Here is an 18,130-nt window from a genome sequence, read left to right on the forward strand (position 1 = left end):
CTGCCGGACGGCCTGGCGCTCGTGCCCCTATCAGCGATGGGCCACGAAGAAGGTAACGGGGAGGCGAGGTAGGGCAACGCATGGAAGCCCGTGGGGAGAGGAACAATCCTCGCCGCATCATCCCGCTCAGCGGCCGTGCGTGGTGAACTTACGAACCGCCAGCGGGACGAAAACCACCAGCAGCACGACACACCAGACCAGCGTGGCGACGACCGGATGCTGCAATGGCGGCGCGGCACTGCCCGTCACGGGCACCGTGTTGCCGAACAAACCGCGCGAGGCTGCGGCAACGGCGCTAACCGGATTCCACTCCGCGATGACTCGCAGCCACCCGGGCATACCGCCGGTTGTAACAAAGATGTTGGTCACCATGCTGAACGGGAAGACCAGCACGGAAAGCTGCCCAGCGGTGTCCTCGCGGCCGACCAGCAGACCCACGAAGATGCCGACCCAGTTCACCACGAAGCGGAAGAGCAGGATCAGCGCGAGCGCAGCCATGGCGTGGAGAATCCCGTTGTGGGCACGCCATCCGAGGGCGAGACCTACCCCGACCATCATGGCCAGCAGGACGACACTGACCATCAGGTCGGCGAGGGTCTGGCCGAACAGGGCGGCAGAGCGGGTGATCGGCATCGATCGCAGCCGGTCGGTGACGCCGCGTCCGACATCGCGAGCGGCGGTGGTCATGCTGGTGATGAGGCCGTTCACCCCAACCAGCATGAACATGCCGGGCATCAGATAGTCTCGGTAACTCCCGCCACCAGGCACCTTGATCGCACTGCCAAAGATGTAACCGAACAGAACGAACATCGCGATCGGTGCCGTCAGCGACACCGCGATCAGGCCCGGCGAGTGGCGGTAGTACAGCAGCGCTCGCAACGTGAGGGTTCTGGCGTCGGAGAGCGCGTGCCGCATCCGAGCGAGCGAGGAGAAGCGGGGGGACGCATCGGCGGGGGCGTGGGCAGGGCCACCCGAGGTGATGGCACTCATCGAATCACTGTCTCCATCAGGTTGGAGCTCGTCTCGGCCGCGACGTGGCCGGTCAGCGCGAGGAAGACGTCGTCCAGGGACGGGTGTCCCAGGGCCACGTCCTGCGCTGAGACGCCGGCAGCATCGAGTTCCCGGACAAGCTGGGGCAGGGCGATCGCTCGGCCGGGTTCGGTCACTGCGCTGACGCGACGTTCGGCAGCATCGAGGGCCGGCTCACCACCCGTGAGTGTGGCCAGAACATGTGCGGCCGAGGCCAGTTGGTCGCTCTCCGCCAGTGTTACTACGAGCCTGGTGCCGATCGCAGCCTTGAGTACCTCGGGCGCCCCGGACGCGATGACGCGGCCGTGGTCGACGACGGCGATGTGATCAGCGAGCCTGTCGGCCTCGTCCAGGTACTGCGTGGTGAGCAGCACAGTCGTACCTTCAGCCACCAGTTCCCTGACGATGGCCCAGATATCGTTGCGGCTGCGCGGATCCAGTCCCGTGGTGGGCTCGTCCAGAAACAGTACGGCGGGCCGGGTGACCAGGCTTGCGATCAGGTCGAGGCGTCGGCGCATGCCGCCGGAATAGGTGCGCACCAGCCGGTCAGCGGCCTCGGTAAGCCCAAAGCGCTCCAGCAGCTCATCCGCCCGATCACGGGCGCCCTTGGTGCCCAAGTGGTGCAGCCGTCCGACCAAGTGGAGGTTGTCCCTGCCGGTGATCCCCTCCTCCACGGCAGCGTACTGGCCGGCGAATCCGATACTGCGCCTTACCTGGTCGGCTTGACGAACGACATCGAACCCGGCAACGCTGGCGTGTCCGGCGTCTGGGCGGCACAGGGTCGCCAGAACCCGGACCGCGGTGGTCTTGCCCGCGCCGTTGGGTCCGAGCACCCCGCAGACAGTTCCGGCGGGCACAGACAGGTCGAGGCCACGGAGGGCGTGGACTTTACCGAAACGCTTGTGGACGCCGCGAATTTCGATGGCCGAGCCATCACGTAAGGCATCGCTGCCGGGAAGGCTCACTCGATTCCCCTTTCTAAGTACACCGCACGTAGAAGTGCCATGCGGGTAGGCTACTACAACGTACGGCGTACGTGTCCAGTCTTCGAGGCGAGGTGTTCACCCATGCCGTCCAGCAAATCCGAGTCCTACAACTCCCCACCCACCAAGGCTCCCCCGGGGATGATCTGGCTGCGCCCCGAACGCACCGGCCGAGGTCCAGAACCGTCCCACAGCCGCGCCGCGATCGCCGCTGCCGCGATCGCCCTCGCGGACGCCGAGGGTGTGGGCGCGGTTTCCATGCGCAAGATCGCCGCCGCGGTCGGCGCGGGGACCATGTCGCTCTACAACTACGTGGCGACGAAGGAGCACCTCTTCGACCTGATGCTGGACGCCGTGGTCAGCGAGTTCGCCATCCCCGACGAACCGTCAGGTGATCCGCGTGAGGACCTCGCCCTGCTGGCCCGTGAAGAACTGGCCGCGATGCGGCGACACCCTTGGCTGGCTCAGTTGTCCATCACACGGCCCTCGGTCGGGCCCGGCGCCCTGCGCAACATCGAGTTCTTTCTCGGCGCCCTCGCGGACGCGCCCTTGAGCGGCGGCACCAAACTGGAGATGTTCGCCCACCTCAACGGTTTTGTCGCCCAGTTCGCGGAGTGGGAGCGCACCACGATCAGCAACGCCTCCACCCAGCATGTCGACCTCGCGGCCTATCTGAGCGGCGTTCTCGCCAACGGCTCCTACCCGAATCTCGCTGCCGCCCTCGCCGACAGCAGTGGCTCGCCCCTGGATGCGGAGGCCATCTTCACCAGCTCACTGGACCGCCTGCTCTCGGCCTTCCTCCGCCCGCCGTCCTGATCGGGAGCAATCGCATGACGGGCTCAACTCCGTGAAGGAACACCTGGCTTCATGTGACGAGTGACAGCACATATGGCGTGGTCTGCTGCTGCCCCAATTCGGTCGGCGTGAGGTGGCCGAGGGCAGAGTGACGGCGTCGCTCGTACCGTTCCCCGTGCGAACCCTTGTCGTTGGAACATGACGCTGTCGGGTCTGCCGCCGCGGGCGGTGAAAGCCATCTCGATGACACCGGTGACCAGAGGAGTGCGCATGTGGTCGGCGATGAGTTGGCCGGGCACGTGGCTCGAGCAGATGTCGATGACCGGGGCGGCAGCGGGGCCGTCTTGTCCGCGGCGAGCCTCTTCGGTCTGACGCTCTGCACGTGCGGGGCCGTTGCCTGATGGGGGTAGTAGCAGGAGCGGGATACCTGGGCGCCCTGCACTGCCGCTTGGCAGCCGCAGTCAGCACAATTGCCCGGCGCAGGACCTCAAACACACACCCGTCCCTTGGCTGGGAGCAGGCGCACGCAGCCAAGGGACGGGTATCAGCGGGGAGTGCACCAGGTCGCTAGCGCCTCTCGTGCTTCCACTCCTTCACGCTGTCCGGCTGGTCCTTGATCGCGAGAAGCATGATGTCCCGGTTGCCGGCGGTCCAGTCGGCCGTCATCTTGATGCCGCTGATCCGCCATTCGCCCTCGCTGCGGGCCAGCGTGTAGAGGTAGTGCCCGCCCACGGTCCAGGTCGACTCGCCCTGATCGTTCGGTAGGACGTGGGTGGCCAGGACCGACGCGGTGTACTGCGCGGTGTCCCCGTTCACCGTCACGAGTTGGTTGCTGACCAGATGCTGGGTCGCCTGCAGGCCACCCAGGACCGCGCTCCAGCCGGCGATGACGGCCTGGCGCGGCAGTACCAGCGGCTCGCCGCCGTTGAGAGAGGTGTAGTCGAAGTCGACCTCGTCAGCGAGGATGTCATGCAAGGCCGCCCAATCGCGACGATCCGACAACCAGGCGACCAGGGTGCAGACCCTGATGATCTCGTTGCGGTCGCGCAGCGCCTGCGATTCGTCGACGTCGTGCGCAGTGGAGACGGACACCTTTGATTGGCTCCTGTGCAGAAAGGGTGGCGCGACGGAAGCACGCCACATCCGGAAGATGTCGGCAGGAGGCGGACCTGAGGTCCCGCCGTATGGTGGCTACGGACGTAGCGAGACCAAGAGCTGCGTCATCCGCACCATCAGCCCGCCGGACGACCACTGGGGTTCACCGGCGATCGCCAGGTCGGGGAAGCGCCGGAAGAGCGCCTGTAGCGCGACCTCGGCCTCCTGCCGGGCCAGCGGGGCGCCCAGGCAGTAGTGCGCGCCGTGCCCGAAGCCGACGTGGCCCTCGCTCCGCTTGTCCTCGCGGCGGGTGATGTCGAAGCGCTCAGGGCACCCGTACTCACGTGGGTCCTGGTTGGCATCCACCAGTACGGGCAGCACCGCCTCTCCGGCCTTGATCTCGACGCCACCGATCTCCACCGTCTCGGTGGCGTACCGCACGGCGGTGACGCGCACGGGGGTCCAGCGACGCATCAGTTCATGCACCGCGGTGGGCCACCGCTCCGGCTCCTTGCGCAGCAGCTCCAGTTGGTCGGGATGGGTGAGCAGCGCCGCGACGGAATTGCTCAGCAGGTGCGCGGTGGTCTCGTGCCCGGTGAGGACCAGCGTGATGATCATCTTGACCAGGTCGTGCTCGGAGAGGGCGTCCTCGTCCTCGGAGTGGGCGCGCAGCAGCGTGGTGATCAGGTCGTCGCCGGGTTCGTCACGCCGCCGTACCACCAAGTCCTCGACCTGGTCGACCATCGCCTGCAGGGCCGGGGCGAAGCGCTTCGCGTCCAGGCTCAGCAGTGCGTCACCCCAATCCCGCCACGCCGGACGGTCGGCTTCCGGCACGCCCACCAGCTCACAGATCACGGTGATCGGAAGCGGATAGGCGAACGCGTTGATCAGGTCGACGGGGCCGGGGCCGGCCGCCTCTATCTCGTCCAGGAGGGCCTCGGTGATTTCCTCGACCCGCGAGCGGAGCTTCGCCACCCGGCGCGCCGTGAAGGGCGGGGCCACCAGCTTGCGCAACCGGGTGTGGGCGGCGCCGTCGCGGTCGGGCAGCAGATCGACGATGTAGGCGGCCAGCTCCTCGGACACACCGAGTTGGCCGACCAGCTGGATCTTGGGGTCCTTTTCCCCCGGCTCCCTCGCGGTGTTGGTGACGACGAATCGTGGATCGCTGAGCACCGAGCGCACCTCGGCGGCGCCCGTTACGTACCACACGGGTGCCCCGACCATGGTCTTGCCGAGGCGCAGCGGCCCCTCCTCAGGCGGTCGTCCGTCCCCTTCACAGGGGTTGGCCGTCAGATCCCGGTCTGACACGTTTTCCTGGGAATCGGTGGTCATGCGGCTGCGCCTCCTCCAGCGCACCGAGCCCTGGGATCTCGGGCTCGGTGACGCCTGTCCGTTCGTCATGCTTGTCAATACACGGGCGGTTTTACGGGCACGTCGAGGACGCATGTGAATCCGGACGTGCCGAATCGTCAACGACCCAGGGAGACTGCCAGTTTGGGCAGCCGGATCATCAACGGGTGCGGCGTCCAGCTCGGTTCGCCTTCCAGGGCGAGGTCGGGGAAACGCTGGAACAGCGCCGAAAGCCCGACCTCGGCCTCGAGACGGCCCAGCGGGGCGCCCAAGCAGTAGTGGACGCCGTGTCCGAAGCCGAAGTTACCTGCGCTGCGCTTCCCCTCGCGGCGGGTGACGTCGAAGCGCTCGGGGCAGCTGTGCTCGTTCGGGTCTGTGTTGGCGGAGAGCAGGATGGCCAGCACGGCCTCGCCGGCGTTGATGGTGCGTCCGCCGAGTTCCAGGGTCTCCGTGGCGTACCGCAGCGGGCTGACGGGGAAAGGGGTCCACAGGCGCAGGAACTCGTGCACCGCGGTGGGCCAGCGCTCCGGCTCCTTGCGCAGCAGCTCCAGCTGATCGGGGTGGGTGAGCAGCGCGGCCGTGGCGTTGCCGATCAGATGGGCGGTGGTCTCGTGCCCGGCGAAGACGATGTTGATCACGAGGGTGATCAGCTCGTCGTCGGAGAGACGGTCACCGTCGTCCGCCTGGGCCCGCAACAGTGCGCTGACCAGGTCGTCGGCCGGCTCTGCGCGGCGCTTGGCAACCAGCTCCTTGACCTGCCCGACCATTCCCTCCAGCGCGGCAGGGGTGCGCTCCGCCGTCATCGACACCAGCCCATCGCCCCACTCCCGCCAGGCCGGGCGATCGCTCTCATGCACACCGACGAGTTCACAGATCACAGCGATGGGAAGCGGGTAGGCGAACTTGTCGATCAGGTCGACAGGGCCGGATCCGGCCGCCTCCACCTCGTCGAGGAGGGCCTTGGTGATCTCTTCGATACGAGGCCGGAAGTTCGCGACCCGGCGGGCCGTGAAGGCGGAGGAGACCAGATTGCGCAGCCGGGCGTGCTCGGCCCCGGAAAAGTTGATGAGCATTCCGGTGACGTAGGTGGTCAGCTCGCCGCGCACACCAATGGCGGCGAGGTTCTTGAGCAGCGTGTCCTCTTCGCCGGGCGCAGGTTGGATGCGGGTGACGAAGCGCGGGTCGCTCAGCACCGTGCGGACCTCGGCGGCGCCCGTCACGTACCACACGGGCGAACCCATCGCGGACTTGCCGAGGCACACCGGCGCGAACTCCCGCATGCGCGCGAAGCCGGCACGGGGATTCGCCATCAATTCGGGATCCAGCAGATTGGGCTCGTAATCAGTCGTCATGTGACTGTGTCTCCTCCGGCGCACCGAGCCCTGCTGGATCCGGTGGCGCTGCTTTAAGTCGTCACGCTGGTCGAACGCACAGCGGTACTGGCAGGGCATTGCCGACGCCCCCGGGGTGCGAGGCCGACAACGCCCCGCTGCACACGTTTCCCTCGTGCCGCCCCCATGAGCGGGTGGCCACAGGCCTTCGGTCGGACCGAAGGCCGGCGCGGTCGGAAAGGACCGGCGGTTGGCCGTGCGATCGCGTGCCGACCGCCCGATCAACGTGCCAGGTGGTGATTCGGTGTAGCAACCCCTAATGACAGTTGACGGGCCGAGACCCACTAGTGCCCCAGCTGTCGGTGGCGCCACCCCCTAAGAGGTGAGGAGCGCGCGGGCTGATCCGTTCCTGCGGCCCCTGACCGGCGACGGTGGCGGGCTGCAACTGGAGTGATGACGATGCTGCTCACCGGCGAAGCACCAGCGAGCGCGACGTCAGGCCCCGCTGTGTGGCAGCGGCCCGAAGTCCAGAGCGGCGGTGTCCGACGGGCCGATCCACTTGGCGTCGGGCTTCTGCGCGGTGTACCGCTCCCAGCCGGGATTCCCGTTCCTGGCCAGGCCGGTGATCGCGGCCTGTTCCGCCTCGCCGACGGCGCGGTCGGTGTCGTTCTCGGCCTCGCTGCTGCGGTCGTAGAAAATCGCGGCGCTGTCCGAGGCGTGGGCCGGCCGCCCCGCCAGAGCAGGCAGATGGACCATGGGCGAGGTGCTGAGCTGGTAGTTGAACACCTGGGCCCAGCACTGCCCACCGCCGGCGTTCGCGGCTGCCAGAAGCCGCTGGGCCGGTTCGATGAAGTACTTCTTGGACAGCGCGTCGACCTTCTCGTCGTGTCCGGCCCCGAGGTCGGCCCCGGGGAGTTCGGCGTACTTGTCGTCGACGTCGTGATCGGAGTAGAGGTCGAACATGCGCGCCTCGTCGGCGGTCACCGAGACCAGGAGCGGGACGTCGGCGGCCATGCCCTTCCCGACCGACTCCAGGGGCTGCCTGGGGAGGATCTCGCCGTCGACGACCGGGTCGTAGCGGACCGGGCCGTCCTTCAGCATCTCCTTGTGGATCCAGCGGAGGGCGACGTTGGACAGCTTCGCCAGGTCCGTCGGAGTGGCGGCCAGGGAACCCGCCGCCGCGATGAAGCGTTCGGCCAGGGCGGTCGCCTCGTCCGGGGTCACCGCCTGCTCGGCGTTGCCGCTGTACACCACGGCCCGCTGGAAGAGCCCGCGGGCGGCGGGAACGCCCAGCAGCGTGCCGACGTCGGAGGCGCCGGACGACGCGCCGAAGATGGTGACGCTCTCCGGATCGCCACCGAACTCGGCGATGTTGTCACGTACCCACTCCAGCATCAGCAGGTAGTCGCGCAGGGCGAGGTTCACGCTGTCGCCGAACTGCGGATCGAGCCCACCGAGGTAGAGCTGGCCCCAGGGCCCGAGCCTGCAGTTGCCGCTGACCACGACCACGTCGTGGTGCGCGGCGAAGACCCAGGGGTCGTACGTCTGCATGTTGCCGCTGCCGAACATATGGGCACCGGGGTGGAGCCACACCAGTACGGGGCGCGGCTCGGCCCGCTTCGCCGGAGGCGCCCAGATGTTCAGCCTGAGGCAGTCCTCACTCTCCACGAAGTCCGGGTAGAGCGGTGTCCAGGTGCCGAAGTCCAGGGTCAGCGGCACCTGCCAGCTGACCGGCCCCCATCGGGTGGCATCGACATCGCCGTCGGAGGCGGCCGTACGCGCCGGGCGGAACCGCTCCTCGACCCGTCCGTAGGGCACTCCGCGCCAGTTCGGCACCCCGCGATCGAGGAAGCCCTGCAGCCGGCCGGAGCCGGTCCGCACCGACAGATCGGTGTTCTCGTTGTGCGACATGGTGGTTGGTTCCCCCGACTCAGTAGATGCCTTCGATGACGGTCTCTCCGCCGAACACGTCGACGGGAGCGGGGGACGAGACGGAGTCGCCGATCCGCCCCTCGGGCGCGGGCACCCGGACGGCGGTGTCGCGCTCGAGGTTGTTCGGGACGAACATCCCCTTGCTGACGTGGTTCATCACGACCTGTCCGCGCTGGCCGTAGGGCACTGTCTCGCCCGTCTCGGGGTCGACCACACGGAATGTGACCACCGGGCTGGGGGTGTCGAAGACGATGTCGTCGTCCGAGCCGAGACCCTGCCGTTGGGTGGCGCCCTCGAGAATCATGATGCTGCTGTACCGGCTGACCATCCGCACGTTCGGGAAGTGCACGTGCTGCAGCTCGAACCGCTCGTCGATGGTCATGTGGGCGCCGCCCCAGAACACCACCTCGACCTTGGAGTTGATCAGCTCGGCGACGCGCGGGCGCCTGGCGCAGGCGCGCAGCAGCGGCGGTGTGGTCACCAGCAGGCCGACGTCCTGGCTCTCCAGCACATGCTCCGCCTGGTCGACGACGTGCTCGACGTAGGCGTCCGCCTGGTCCTTCTGTCCCGAGGCGATGAGCTTCTTGACCCAGCGCGGGTCCATGTCGATGCAGAACTTGATGGTGTTCTGGCGCTGGACGACGTAGTCGTACATACAGCCGATCTTGTGCGGTCCGGTCGGCGTCATGACCAGGATGTTGGAGGGCGCACGGCCGGCGAACTGCGGTCCGTTGAGCATCCGGTCGATCGAGGCTTCGATCCATTCCGGCATCAGGATGGCCCGCTTGGGGGCCCCGGTGGTGCCGCCGCTCTCGAACACCCTGGGCGCCGGAGGGTTGGGGCCGTAGCCGCGCGGGATCAGGTCCTCCACCGGGATGTCGCGCCACTCGTCGACGACGTTGGGGAACAGCTTCAGGTCGTCGAAGGTGCGCACCTCGGTCAGTGGGTCGAAGTCCAGCTCCTTCGCCCTGCGCAGCCAGAACGGCGAGCCCGTGTCCGCACCGAAGTGCCAGGCCACGGCGGTCCGCAGATACGCGTCGGGGTCACCGGGGTCCGTGGCGGGATCCAGGACCGCCCAGCGGGGGTCGGTCGCTTCGGTCATCGCATACTCCGTTGCTCGTGTCGTGCTGAAATGACAGTCCTGCCGCAGCGGCAGCCTTGCTGGATCCCCACCGGCGACCGGTCAGCCCGGGATGCGGAGAAGCTTCATGACGGACCGGGCCGATGCGGTGTCCGCGAGCCGCTGGATCTCGCTCGCGAGAAGCTCCACCGAACGGCCGTCGAACGAGCGCGTGGCGTTCAAGGTGAATTTCCGCCGCAGTTCGCCCTCGGTCAGCGGAAGGTGGGGTCCGCCCCGGTTGGTGTGGCGGATCACCTCTTCGGTTCGGCCCTCGGTGAGGTGTGCGGTGACCCTGGCGGGGAACTGCCCGGGGAAGAGGGCCGTGCAGTCGGGGTCCGCGTAGCAGGTCACCTTGCGGGCGAGTGCGAGGACTTCCGGCCGACGAGCCGCCTCGTCGGTGAAGTCGTCGATGTACAGCCCGAGCCCGCCGCCGCCGACCAGCGCCGCCGCCACGGTGTAGGGCCCGGAGAAGGCCGCCGCGTAGCCGCTTTCCGGCGAGGCCTTCACATCGGCGGGTTCGGCGACCGTGCGCAGGACCGGGGCGGGCAGGCCGAGTTCGACCGCGACCACGTCCTCGGGTGTCACTCCCCGGCTTCGCAGTTCGAGGGCCGCGTCGATGCCCGCGTGGGTGAAGTGGTTGCTGGGGTAGGGCTTGATGTGCATCGCGTCCGAGTACCAGTGGTCGCCCAGGTCTTCGGTGACCAGTTCCGGGCGTGCCCCTTCCCCGCAGAACGCCGTGAAGAAGCCGAAGCGGCCTTCCAGTACGGTGGGCGGCCCGGTCAGGCCGCACGCGGCCAGCTGAGCGGCGGCCACACCGCAGTGCGCGGCCCAGCCGGTGTGTATCCGCTTGACGCTGCCACCGGTCCGGTTCGCTTCCAGCAGTCCGGAGCCCATGCTGGCGGCGATGCTCGCGGCCGCGGCGATCGTCCCTGCGCCGCCCGTGGCGAGCATCGCGGCGGCCACGGCGGATCCCACCGCACCGCAGATGGCGGTGGCGTGCTGTCCGCGTTCGAAGAAGATCGAGTTGCCGAGCTGCGCGTCGTATCCGGCCATCCCGAGCCGGACGCACACCTCGATCCCGACCGTGATGGCGTCGAGCAGGCGGGGCCCGTCGGCCTCTCCCGCCTCACCCGCCGCGAAGGCGGCCGGCACGACCGACGCGCTCGGGTGCAGGACCGAGGGGAGGTGTGTGTCGTCGAAGTCCATGCAGTGGGCGAGTGTGCCGTTGACGAACGCCGCCGCGGTGGACGGCATGCGGTGGGGGTGACCGATGGCCGTGGCCGCGTCGCCGGTCCCCCATTGCCGGGCCACCTCGCTGACGAGGCCGTGGATGGGTTGTGCGGCGCCCAGGGCCATGTTGCCCACGGTGTCGAGCACCGCGCGGACCGCGTTCTCGCGGCGGTCGGCGAGTCCGGTCTTCACGGCCCGCTCGGCGAAGTCGGCCACGTCGTCGATGAGGCCGCGCGGAGCATTCCCCTTGAGCACGCTCAGTCCCCCCGCGCGGGTTCGGCGGCGCTCACCGCTGCGAGCGGGCGGACCGGGCAGCCGGTCGCTCCGACGATCTTCAACGGCGCCAGGACGAAGGTGAACTCGGCGATGCCGCGATCCACGAGGTCCGTCAGCCTCATGTGCTCGATGATGTGAATGCCGTTCTCCACCAGCATGATCCGGTGGACGGGCAGGACGGCGTGGCCGCGGCCGGGCTGGATCCGCTCGAAGGCGGTGGTGTCGGTACCGGCCGCGCGGATCTCGTGCTGCGCGAGCCACCTCGCGGCCTCCGCCGTCACACCGGGGACCCCCGACTCCGTCCCGAGATACCGCTCGGGCTGCGGCCACCAGCGGCTCCACCCGGTGTTGATCAGGCAGACGCCCCCGGCGGTGGGGGTGACGTTCGCCTTCTCGGCGGCCGTGGCCAGGTCTTCTGCAGTGATCCCGTAGCCGCCGTCGAGGCAGTCGACGCCGTGCAGCCCCGCGATGTCCAGCATGACACCGTGGCAGATCATCGGGGCGATCGTCTCGACCCCGTGGACCGAGAAGCTTCCTCCCGTCTGGGCTTCCATGCAGTCGTGGCCGCCGTGCAGAAGGCCGTCCTGGGAGACGTGCGCGAGGGCGTCGATGTGAGTTCCCACATGCCCGCCCGTCACGATGATCTCGGCGGCCGCCGAGCCTCCGTCCGGGCGCACCATGTCACCGTGGCGCCGAGTCAGCGCCATCCTGAATCCCGGGTGGTTCGGCGAGCACGGGATGCCGTTGGCCAGGGGTTGCGCCAGGTCCAGCACCTCCACGCCCTGCCCGACGGCGGCCAGCAGGGCGTCGGGCCTCGCTGCTGTCGGGTGCGTCACGACGACTCCTCGGTCGAGTTGATTCCGGCTGCGATCTCCAGCGTCCGCCGCGCCTTGGCGATCATCGGCGGCCCGACCGTCCTGCCGTTGGGCGTGATGATGATTGAGGCGTTCTGCGCCTGTGCCAGCGCGGCGGCATCGCATATCTCCTGGGCTTCCGCGACCTCGTTCGGCTTGGGCGTGTAGACGTCGTGGATGATGGGGATCTGCGCCGGATGGATGGCCATGCGGCCGACGAAGCCGAGGCGCTTGCCGTGCACGCTGCTGGTCAGCAGGTTGTCGAGGTCGCGGATGTCGGAGAACACGCTCTGGCACGGGCTGGACAGGCCGGCGGCGCGGGAGGCCATGATGACGCGGGTGCGGCAGGCGTCCATCGTCGGGCCGTCCAGATCGCTGTTCAGGTCGACCTGCAGATCGGTCTCGCCGAGCCCGAGCATCTCCACCACGGGCGACGCCGTGGCGAGGGGGTAGGCCAGCTCCAGCGCGCGGGCGGTCTCCAGGAGCAGATGGATCGCCGCGGAGCTGCCGGCCTGCTGGAGCAGCCACTCGAGCTGCCGGACGTCGTCGGGGTGTTCCACCTTGGGCAGGCGTACGCCCGACAGCCCCGCTCCGGCCACGGCCAGGACGTCGTCCTTGCAGAGGCCGGAGGCCATCGAGTTCAGCCGCACATAGGTCGGCTTCAGGGGGGTTCCGGCGACCATCTCGGAGACCATCGCCCTGGCGTACGCCTTGCGCGGTTCCGGTACGCCGTCCTCCAGGTCGAGGATGACGGCGTGGGCGTCGGATGCGTACGCCCTTGCTATGCGCTCGGGTTGGTGGCCGGGAACGTAGAGATAGCTGAGGAAGAGTCGCTGCCGCCGCTCAGGAGGGTTCATGGTCCGTTCTTCCTTGTTGAGGCAGGCCGGAGGCCGGATCGCCGGCAGCCGCCAGGACCTCGTCGGTGTGTTCGCCCAGCCGAGGTCCGGCCCACCTGACGTGCCCAGGGGTCACCGACAGGCGAAATGGCACGTTCTGCATGCGCACCGTCCCCAGCTCGGGGTCGGGTATGTCGATCGCCACATCCCGCGACGCGAAGTGCGGATCGCTGAGGACGTCGTCGACTTCGTAGATGGGGGCGACGGCGGCTTCCGCGCGTTCGAAGGCCGCCATCACCTCGGAGCGCTCGCGGAGCGAGATCCACTCGCCGACGGCGTCGTCGATCAGGTCGCGGTGGGCGGCCCGGCCGACGCCGGTGGCGAACCACGGTTCCTCGATCAGCTCGGGGCGGCCGACGAGCCGCATGACCCGCTCGGCCACCGACTGCGCCGGGGCGGACACGGCCACCCATGCGCCGTCCCCGCAGCGGTAGACGTTGCGGGGAGCATTGTTGTTGGACCGGTTGCCGACGCGGGGCGGCTTGGTGCCCGACGCGGTGTAGGCGGTCAGCTGGGCGCCCAGGGCACCGATCAACGACTCCGTGATCGCGACGTCCGCGACCTGTCCGCGGCCCAGCCGGTCGCGGGCCCGCAACGCTATCAGGGTGGCGCAGGCCGCCTGCATCCCCGCGAAGGCGTCGCCGAGCGGGAAGGCGGGAAGGGCAGGAGGGCCGTCCGGTTCCCCCGACATGGCGGCCAGGCCGCTCATGGCCTCGGCGAGCGTGCCGAATCCCGGCCGGTTCGCATAGGGCCCGTCCTGTCCGAAGCACGTGACCCTCGTGACGACCAACCGCGGGTTGTGCTCCGCCAGTACGTCGGGGCCGAGCCCCCAGCGTTCCAGCGTTCCCGGCCGGAAGTTCTCGATCAGCGCGTCCGCCCCGGTCGCCAGTTTCAGGAAGTTCTTCTGGTCGTCCGGTTGCTTGAGGTCGAGGACGACGCTCTTCTTGTTGCGGTTGAGAACCTTCCAGACGAGCGGCACCCCTTCGTGCATGGCACCGTACCGGCGCACCGGGTCACCCGTCGGGTGCTCCACCTTGATCACTTCGGCGCCGAAGTCGGCCAGCAGCTGGGCCGCGTAGGGGCCGGCGAAGAGAGTGGAGACGTCGATGACTTTGAGGCCCGCCAGTGGAAGGGGAGCAGCACCAGGGGAATCCGGTGACGCATCGGCCATGGCATGTCCTCTCGTTCTCGATCGGCCCCGGGAAAATGTCAGCCGCAGCCCCGGGAAAATGTCGGCCGGGACCCCGGGGAAACGTCAGCTGCTCAATTCCTCGACATGCCTGCGCACTGTTTCGGTCACGGCGGCGGCATGGCTCGTCAGATAGAAGTGCCCTCCGGTGAAGACCCGCGTTTCGCAGCTCTCCCGGGTGTGGTCGCGCCAGGCGTCGACGTCGTCCACGCCCGCCTTGGGATCCTTGTCGCCGACCATGGCGAGGACCGGGCAGTTCAAGGGGTTGCCCGGGCGGTGACGATAGGTGGCGACGGCCTCGTAGTCGCCGCGGAGTGCGGGCAGGAAGAGGGCGCGCAGTTCCTCGTCGTCCATCAGCCGGGAGTCGGTCCCCTCCAGCCGCTCGATCTCGGCGAGCAGGACGTCGTCGGAGGACAGGTGCAGGGGGTCCTGACGGTACCGGGACGGGGCCCGGCAGCCGGAGACCACCAGCGACAGCGGCCCGGCCGACTCGGCTTCGAGCTTCCTGGCCACCTCGAAGGAGATCAGGGCCCCCATGCTGTGCCCGAAGAGCACCAGCGGACGGTCCGACCACGGCCGCAGTGCGTCCACGGCCTGCTGGGCCAGTTCGTCGATGGTGCGCAGCACCGGCTCCGAACGGCGGTCCTGGCGACCCGGGTACTGGATCGCCAGGACATCGAGCGCAGGTGACAGGGCCGCGGAGACGCCGTAGAAGTAGCTGGCCGACCCGCCGGCGTGCGGAAAGCACACGAGCCGGGTTGCGGAATTCGACGCTGAATGGAAGCGGCGAATCCAGCCACTCGCCTCCCGCGTATCTGCATTCAGCACGAAACTACCTCTGCTTCTTTCATCGACTCCACCCGTGGTGAAATCATCCCGACCACCTGGCAGGGTTTCAACCCCACATAAATCCCAGGGGCTCTGGCTAACCAATAGGGGTTGACCTGGGTGCGGTGACCGCTTTGGGAACGACCCGGGTGCCCTCGACGAGGAGCACTTCGTCGCAGGGCGGGAGGACGAATCCCGGTCCGGGGACGAGCCAGCAGGTCCGGTCCTCGGCGAGGGCGGACAGCAGGTCGGCCAGATCGGGTTCCTCGGCGAATCCGTCCGATCCCGCGGTGCCGTCCACGATCACCACTTCGGGGTCCTCCACCAGCGTGCGCAGCAGCGCGAGCCGCCAGCGGTCGGCGTCGCCCAGAGCGGACCCGGCGGGTTCGGCAAGGTTCCGGCGCAGGCGGTCCAGGCTGGCCCTGACCCGTGGCGAGTCCAGGTGGGACGGTGTGCCGTCGGAGCCCTCAAGCGGCTGGGAGCCGACGAACTGCTCCGCGCTCTCCCGTGTGAGGGCGGGCGCCGACGCCGACACGCGGCTGATGTTCCGCTCGATCTCCGGGACCGCGATGGTGCCGACCTCCACCCCGCCGATCAGCACCCGTCCGGACGCCCCCGCGACCTCGCCCGCCAGCAGTTCGCCGAGGAGCAGCCGGACGCCGTCCGGAGCGCCGACGATCGCGGTCGTCGCCCGCGCGGGAAGCCGGAACGAGGTGGCGCTGAGCACCGTCGTTGCGTCGACGGCGAACTCGACCTCGGCGAACTCCACATCCGTCCGCTCCGGCCACTCGGCGCTCGGCGGCTCCGCGGTGCCGGGGTCCGCCAGCCGGCCGATCATCGCCATCACCTCGTAGGAGTTCATCACCGTGCTGGTGAGAAGGACGGCTTCGAGCACCGCACGGAGGGTCAGCACCGACAGAATGACGAGGCCGACCTTGGTCGCCGTGGACGCGCCCCCGCCCTTGGCGATCGCGACGCACAGGGCGACGGCACCGCACAGGGCCAGTTCGGTGACGCGCCAGAGCATCACCTCACCCGCTGCCGGGCGCAGGGCGGGCCCGGCGTGAGTGCGTGGCGAGCGGGCCGGGTAGGAGCAGATCTGGCGGAGCCATTCGGCCCCGTCGGGCTCCTCGTCCCGGGTCAGCAGACGGACCACCACTGGGGTCACGAGCACCAGCGCCAGCATGCCGACGGCGAGCACCGCCGCGACCTTGACGTCGATGAACGCGGTGATCACGATCACCGTCACCGGCGTGGCGACGGCCGCGACCAGCGGGCGCAGGATGTGTGCGGGCAGGCCCATCAGCACCACCAGGGCCGTACCGTCGAGCGAGGCGAGCCGGTCCGCGTGGCTGACGTCGAGGGTGCGGGTGGGCCGCCGGGACAACTGCTCGGCGAGGTCGTGGTGGAGCGTGGTCACGAGGTCGGCACCGAGCTTGTTGCCCATGGGCACGCTGCGGTAGTGCAGTACGGCGTGGATCAGGGCGGCCACCAGCAGGGCGGCGATCCACCCCCAGGGGACCTCCGCCCCGCGGCGGAACAGGCTTTCGGCGATGGGCACCGCGAAGGTGAAGGCGACTCCCTGCACGATCGCACCGAGGGCCAGGAAGAGCAGCAGCGGCGTCACTGCCTGCCAGCCGGATGCGCGCCACAGGCGGACGAGAACGGGCCTCACTGGGCGGCCTCCCGGGATGCGAGGGAACGGGGCGGGGCCACGAGGACCACGGACGTCTGCTCGCGCAGTTCCTCGGCGGCGGTACGGGCCAGCTCCGGTGCGCCCGGGAACGCCCGCTGATCGAGCAGGACGCGCTCCCGGCCGCCGGCCAGCGCCCTTGCCAGGGCGAGCCGTTGGAGTTCGGCGGAGGACAGCGACGCGTCGGAGCCGAGGACGGAGTCGTATCCGCGCGGCAGGGCCGAGAGCGTCTCGTGGACACCGGCGATCCGGGCGGCCCGCTCGGCCTCCTCCGGCGTGCCGGGTTCCGGGCGGTCGGCGGTGATGTAGGCACCGACCGGTCCGACCGCGACGGGTGCGTCGGGCACCACGACGGCCAGGCGGTCGGCCGGGGTCGCGGCCGCGACCTGGTCGACGATCAGGTCGGCCGCCTCGTCCGTCGGCTCGGCGACCGTGTGGACGCCGGTCTCGGGCAGGTCGAGGGTCAAGGCGTCGGGATCCGCCGCCTGTCCCTCGCTGGAGAAGGCGGTCAACCGGAACACCGACATCTTGCCCCAGCCGATCTCCTCCAGGTAGTAGGTGATCGCCAGCAGGGGCGCTCCCAGGCCCACGCCCACCACCAGGGGCGGGATCAGGTCGGCCGGGGTCAGCCAGCCCGACCTGATCATCGTCGCCCCGCCGCAGAGGACGAAGGTGAAGACGGTCAGCGGCGAGAAGGCGATCTCGGCCAGAGCCCGGGCGCCGAGCAGCACGCCCACCCGGGTCAGGAAGAACTCGGTGAACCCGGTGGTGACCTCGGCCAGCTTGCCGGCCGCCGTGCGGGTCGTGGCGGCGGTGTCCGCGCGCGTCCCGGCCCGGTTGAGCCGTGCCACGAGTCCGATCCTGGGGCGTACGGCGTTGACGGTGCGCAGGCTCGTGATGTAGTCGTCCCTGATGTCGCGGGTGAAGCGCGCCCCGTTCACACGGAAGACGAGGAACCCGAGCGCCATCGGCAACAGGGTCACCAGCGCCATCTGCCACGCGGCCCAGAACAGGTAGCCGACCGACAGTGCGAACACCGTCACGGACGAGACGAGTTCGGCCTGGGTCCGGCCGACCATCGTGCCGGTCTGGGCGATGTCACGGCCGAGGGTCGCCGCGTTCGTCCGCCAGGAGGCGTGCACCGAGCGGGCGGCGGGGTTGCCGTGCACCCTGCCGGTGACCGCGGCGAAGAAGCGCTCCTGCGTGCGCACGCCCGCCTCCCGGCTCAGCACCCGGCCCACCACCTGCACGGCGAATCCCACCAGCACCATGGCGACGGCGGCACCGACGAGCCACCAGAGCCGGTCGGTGCCGGTGCGCCCGGCCAGCATGTCCCGGCAGATCTCGATAACGGCCGCCATCGATCCGACGGTCGCGAACGCGCCTGCCACCTCCAGGACGAGGGTCGCGCGGGTACGCCACCGGATGCCGTCGGCCGTCACGGCGGCCGGACCGTGCCGGTCAGCCATGTCCCGCCTCCTCGGCCATCAGGTGGTCGGTGTCGGTGTTGGTCATCTTCTGTCTTTTCT

The 18,130-nt window shown here is 69.2% G+C and carries 15 protein-coding genes; 1 reads left to right on the forward strand and 14 read right to left on the reverse strand.

Translation table 11 applies throughout. The features are described from left to right. Positions 1-126: 126 nt before the first annotated feature. Both AB0L75_RS38700 and AB0L75_RS38705 read right to left on the reverse strand, forming a co-directional pair. Complete coding sequence (locus AB0L75_RS38700; protein WP_365190824.1) at positions 127-990, reverse strand: ABC transporter permease; 864 nt, start codon at positions 988-990, stop codon at positions 127-129. Continuing rightward, positions 987-1,994 (reverse strand): ATP-binding cassette domain-containing protein, encoded by a 1,008-nt coding sequence (locus AB0L75_RS38705; protein ID WP_365190826.1) that lies wholly within the window; start codon positions 1,992-1,994, stop codon positions 987-989. The genes AB0L75_RS38700 and AB0L75_RS38705 overlap by 4 nt, the downstream gene beginning before the upstream one ends. Positions 1,995-2,096: 102 nt before the next feature. Here AB0L75_RS38705 and AB0L75_RS38710 point away from each other — a divergent pair, with 102 nt between their 5' ends. Continuing rightward, a complete protein-coding gene (locus tag AB0L75_RS38710; RefSeq protein WP_365190827.1) occupies positions 2,097-2,828 on the forward strand; it encodes a TetR/AcrR family transcriptional regulator C-terminal domain-containing protein in 732 nt (243 codons plus the stop codon). Between the two features lie 546 nt (positions 2,829-3,374). Here AB0L75_RS38710 and AB0L75_RS38715 read toward each other — a convergent pair. The 12 genes from AB0L75_RS38715 to AB0L75_RS38770 all read right to left on the reverse strand — a co-directional run bounded on the left by AB0L75_RS38715 (position 3,375) and on the right by AB0L75_RS38770 (position 18,070). Then, positions 3,375-3,899, reverse strand: a complete 525-nt coding sequence (locus AB0L75_RS38715; RefSeq protein WP_365190829.1) for a nuclear transport factor 2 family protein — start codon at positions 3,897-3,899, stop codon at positions 3,375-3,377. A gap of 99 nt (positions 3,900-3,998) precedes the next feature. Continuing rightward, positions 3,999-5,234 (reverse strand): cytochrome P450, encoded by a 1,236-nt coding sequence (locus tag AB0L75_RS38720; RefSeq protein ID WP_365190831.1) that lies wholly within the window; start codon positions 5,232-5,234, stop codon positions 3,999-4,001. 137 nt (positions 5,235-5,371) lie between these two features. Beyond that, entirely contained in the window at positions 5,372-6,703 is a 1,332-nt protein-coding gene (locus AB0L75_RS38725; protein ID WP_365190833.1) for a cytochrome P450, read from the reverse strand. A gap of 375 nt (positions 6,704-7,078) precedes the next feature. Then, positions 7,079-8,494, reverse strand: coding sequence for a carboxylesterase family protein (locus tag AB0L75_RS38730; RefSeq protein ID WP_365190834.1), 1,416 nt, complete (start codon positions 8,492-8,494; stop codon positions 7,079-7,081). 19 nt (positions 8,495-8,513) lie between these two features. Then, a complete protein-coding gene (locus tag AB0L75_RS38735) occupies positions 8,514-9,617 on the reverse strand; it encodes a phenazine antibiotic biosynthesis protein (protein ID WP_365190836.1) in 1,104 nt (367 codons plus the stop codon). An 81-nt stretch (positions 9,618-9,698) separates the two neighbouring features. Next, on the reverse strand, positions 9,699-11,120 hold the full coding sequence (locus tag AB0L75_RS38740) for an MmgE/PrpD family protein (RefSeq protein ID WP_365190838.1): 1,422 nt from the start codon (positions 11,118-11,120) through the stop codon (positions 9,699-9,701). Between the two features lie 2 nt (positions 11,121-11,122). Further along, positions 11,123-11,977, reverse strand: a complete 855-nt coding sequence (locus AB0L75_RS38745; protein ID WP_365190840.1) for a cyclase family protein — start codon at positions 11,975-11,977, stop codon at positions 11,123-11,125. Then, positions 11,974-12,852, reverse strand: coding sequence for a CoA ester lyase (locus AB0L75_RS38750; protein ID WP_365190842.1), 879 nt, complete (start codon positions 12,850-12,852; stop codon positions 11,974-11,976). The genes AB0L75_RS38745 and AB0L75_RS38750 overlap by 4 nt, the downstream gene beginning before the upstream one ends. Then, positions 12,839-14,062, reverse strand: a complete 1,224-nt coding sequence (locus tag AB0L75_RS38755; protein WP_365190844.1) for a CoA transferase — start codon at positions 14,060-14,062, stop codon at positions 12,839-12,841. The genes AB0L75_RS38750 and AB0L75_RS38755 overlap by 14 nt, the downstream gene beginning before the upstream one ends. Positions 14,063-14,146: 84 nt before the next feature. Next, on the reverse strand, positions 14,147-14,830 hold the full coding sequence (locus AB0L75_RS38760) for an alpha/beta fold hydrolase (protein WP_365190845.1): 684 nt from the start codon (positions 14,828-14,830) through the stop codon (positions 14,147-14,149). A 175-nt stretch (positions 14,831-15,005) separates the two neighbouring features. Next, a complete protein-coding gene (locus AB0L75_RS38765) occupies positions 15,006-16,583 on the reverse strand; it encodes a hypothetical protein (RefSeq protein ID WP_365190847.1) in 1,578 nt (525 codons plus the stop codon). Next, entirely contained in the window at positions 16,580-18,070 is a 1,491-nt protein-coding gene (locus AB0L75_RS38770; protein ID WP_365190849.1) for a hypothetical protein, read from the reverse strand. Before AB0L75_RS38770 ends, AB0L75_RS38765 begins: the two co-directional genes overlap by 4 nt. Between the last annotated feature and the right edge of the window lie 60 nt (positions 18,071-18,130).

It is taken from the genome of Streptomyces sp. NPDC052101, assembly GCF_040680235.1.
Taxonomy (GTDB): Bacteria; Actinomycetota; Actinomycetes; order Streptomycetales; family Streptomycetaceae; genus Streptomyces.

Coding starts and splice junctions, on each gene's coding strand:
- AB0L75_RS38700 (WP_365190824.1), bottom strand. CDS start 990: ATGAGTGCCATCACCTCGGGTGGCCCTGCCCACGCCCCCGCCGATGCG.
- AB0L75_RS38710 (WP_365190827.1), top strand. CDS start 2,097: ATGCCGTCCAGCAAATCCGAGTCCTACAACTCCCCACCCACCAAGGCT.
- AB0L75_RS38720 (WP_365190831.1), bottom strand. CDS start 5,234: ATGACCACCGATTCCCAGGAAAACGTGTCAGACCGGGATCTGACGGCC.
- AB0L75_RS38725 (WP_365190833.1), bottom strand. CDS start 6,703: ATGCCCTGCCAGTACCGCTGTGCGTTCGACCAGCGTGACGACTTAAAG.
- AB0L75_RS38730 (WP_365190834.1), bottom strand. CDS start 8,494: ATGTCGCACAACGAGAACACCGATCTGTCGGTGCGGACCGGCTCCGGC.
- AB0L75_RS38735 (WP_365190836.1), bottom strand. CDS start 9,617: ATGACCGAAGCGACCGACCCCCGCTGGGCGGTCCTGGATCCCGCCACG.
- AB0L75_RS38750 (WP_365190842.1), bottom strand. CDS start 12,852: ATGAACCCTCCTGAGCGGCGGCAGCGACTCTTCCTCAGCTATCTCTAC.
- AB0L75_RS38755 (WP_365190844.1), bottom strand. CDS start 14,062: ATGGCCGATGCGTCACCGGATTCCCCTGGTGCTGCTCCCCTTCCACTG.
- AB0L75_RS38770 (WP_365190849.1), bottom strand. CDS start 18,070: ATGGCTGACCGGCACGGTCCGGCCGCCGTGACGGCCGACGGCATCCGG.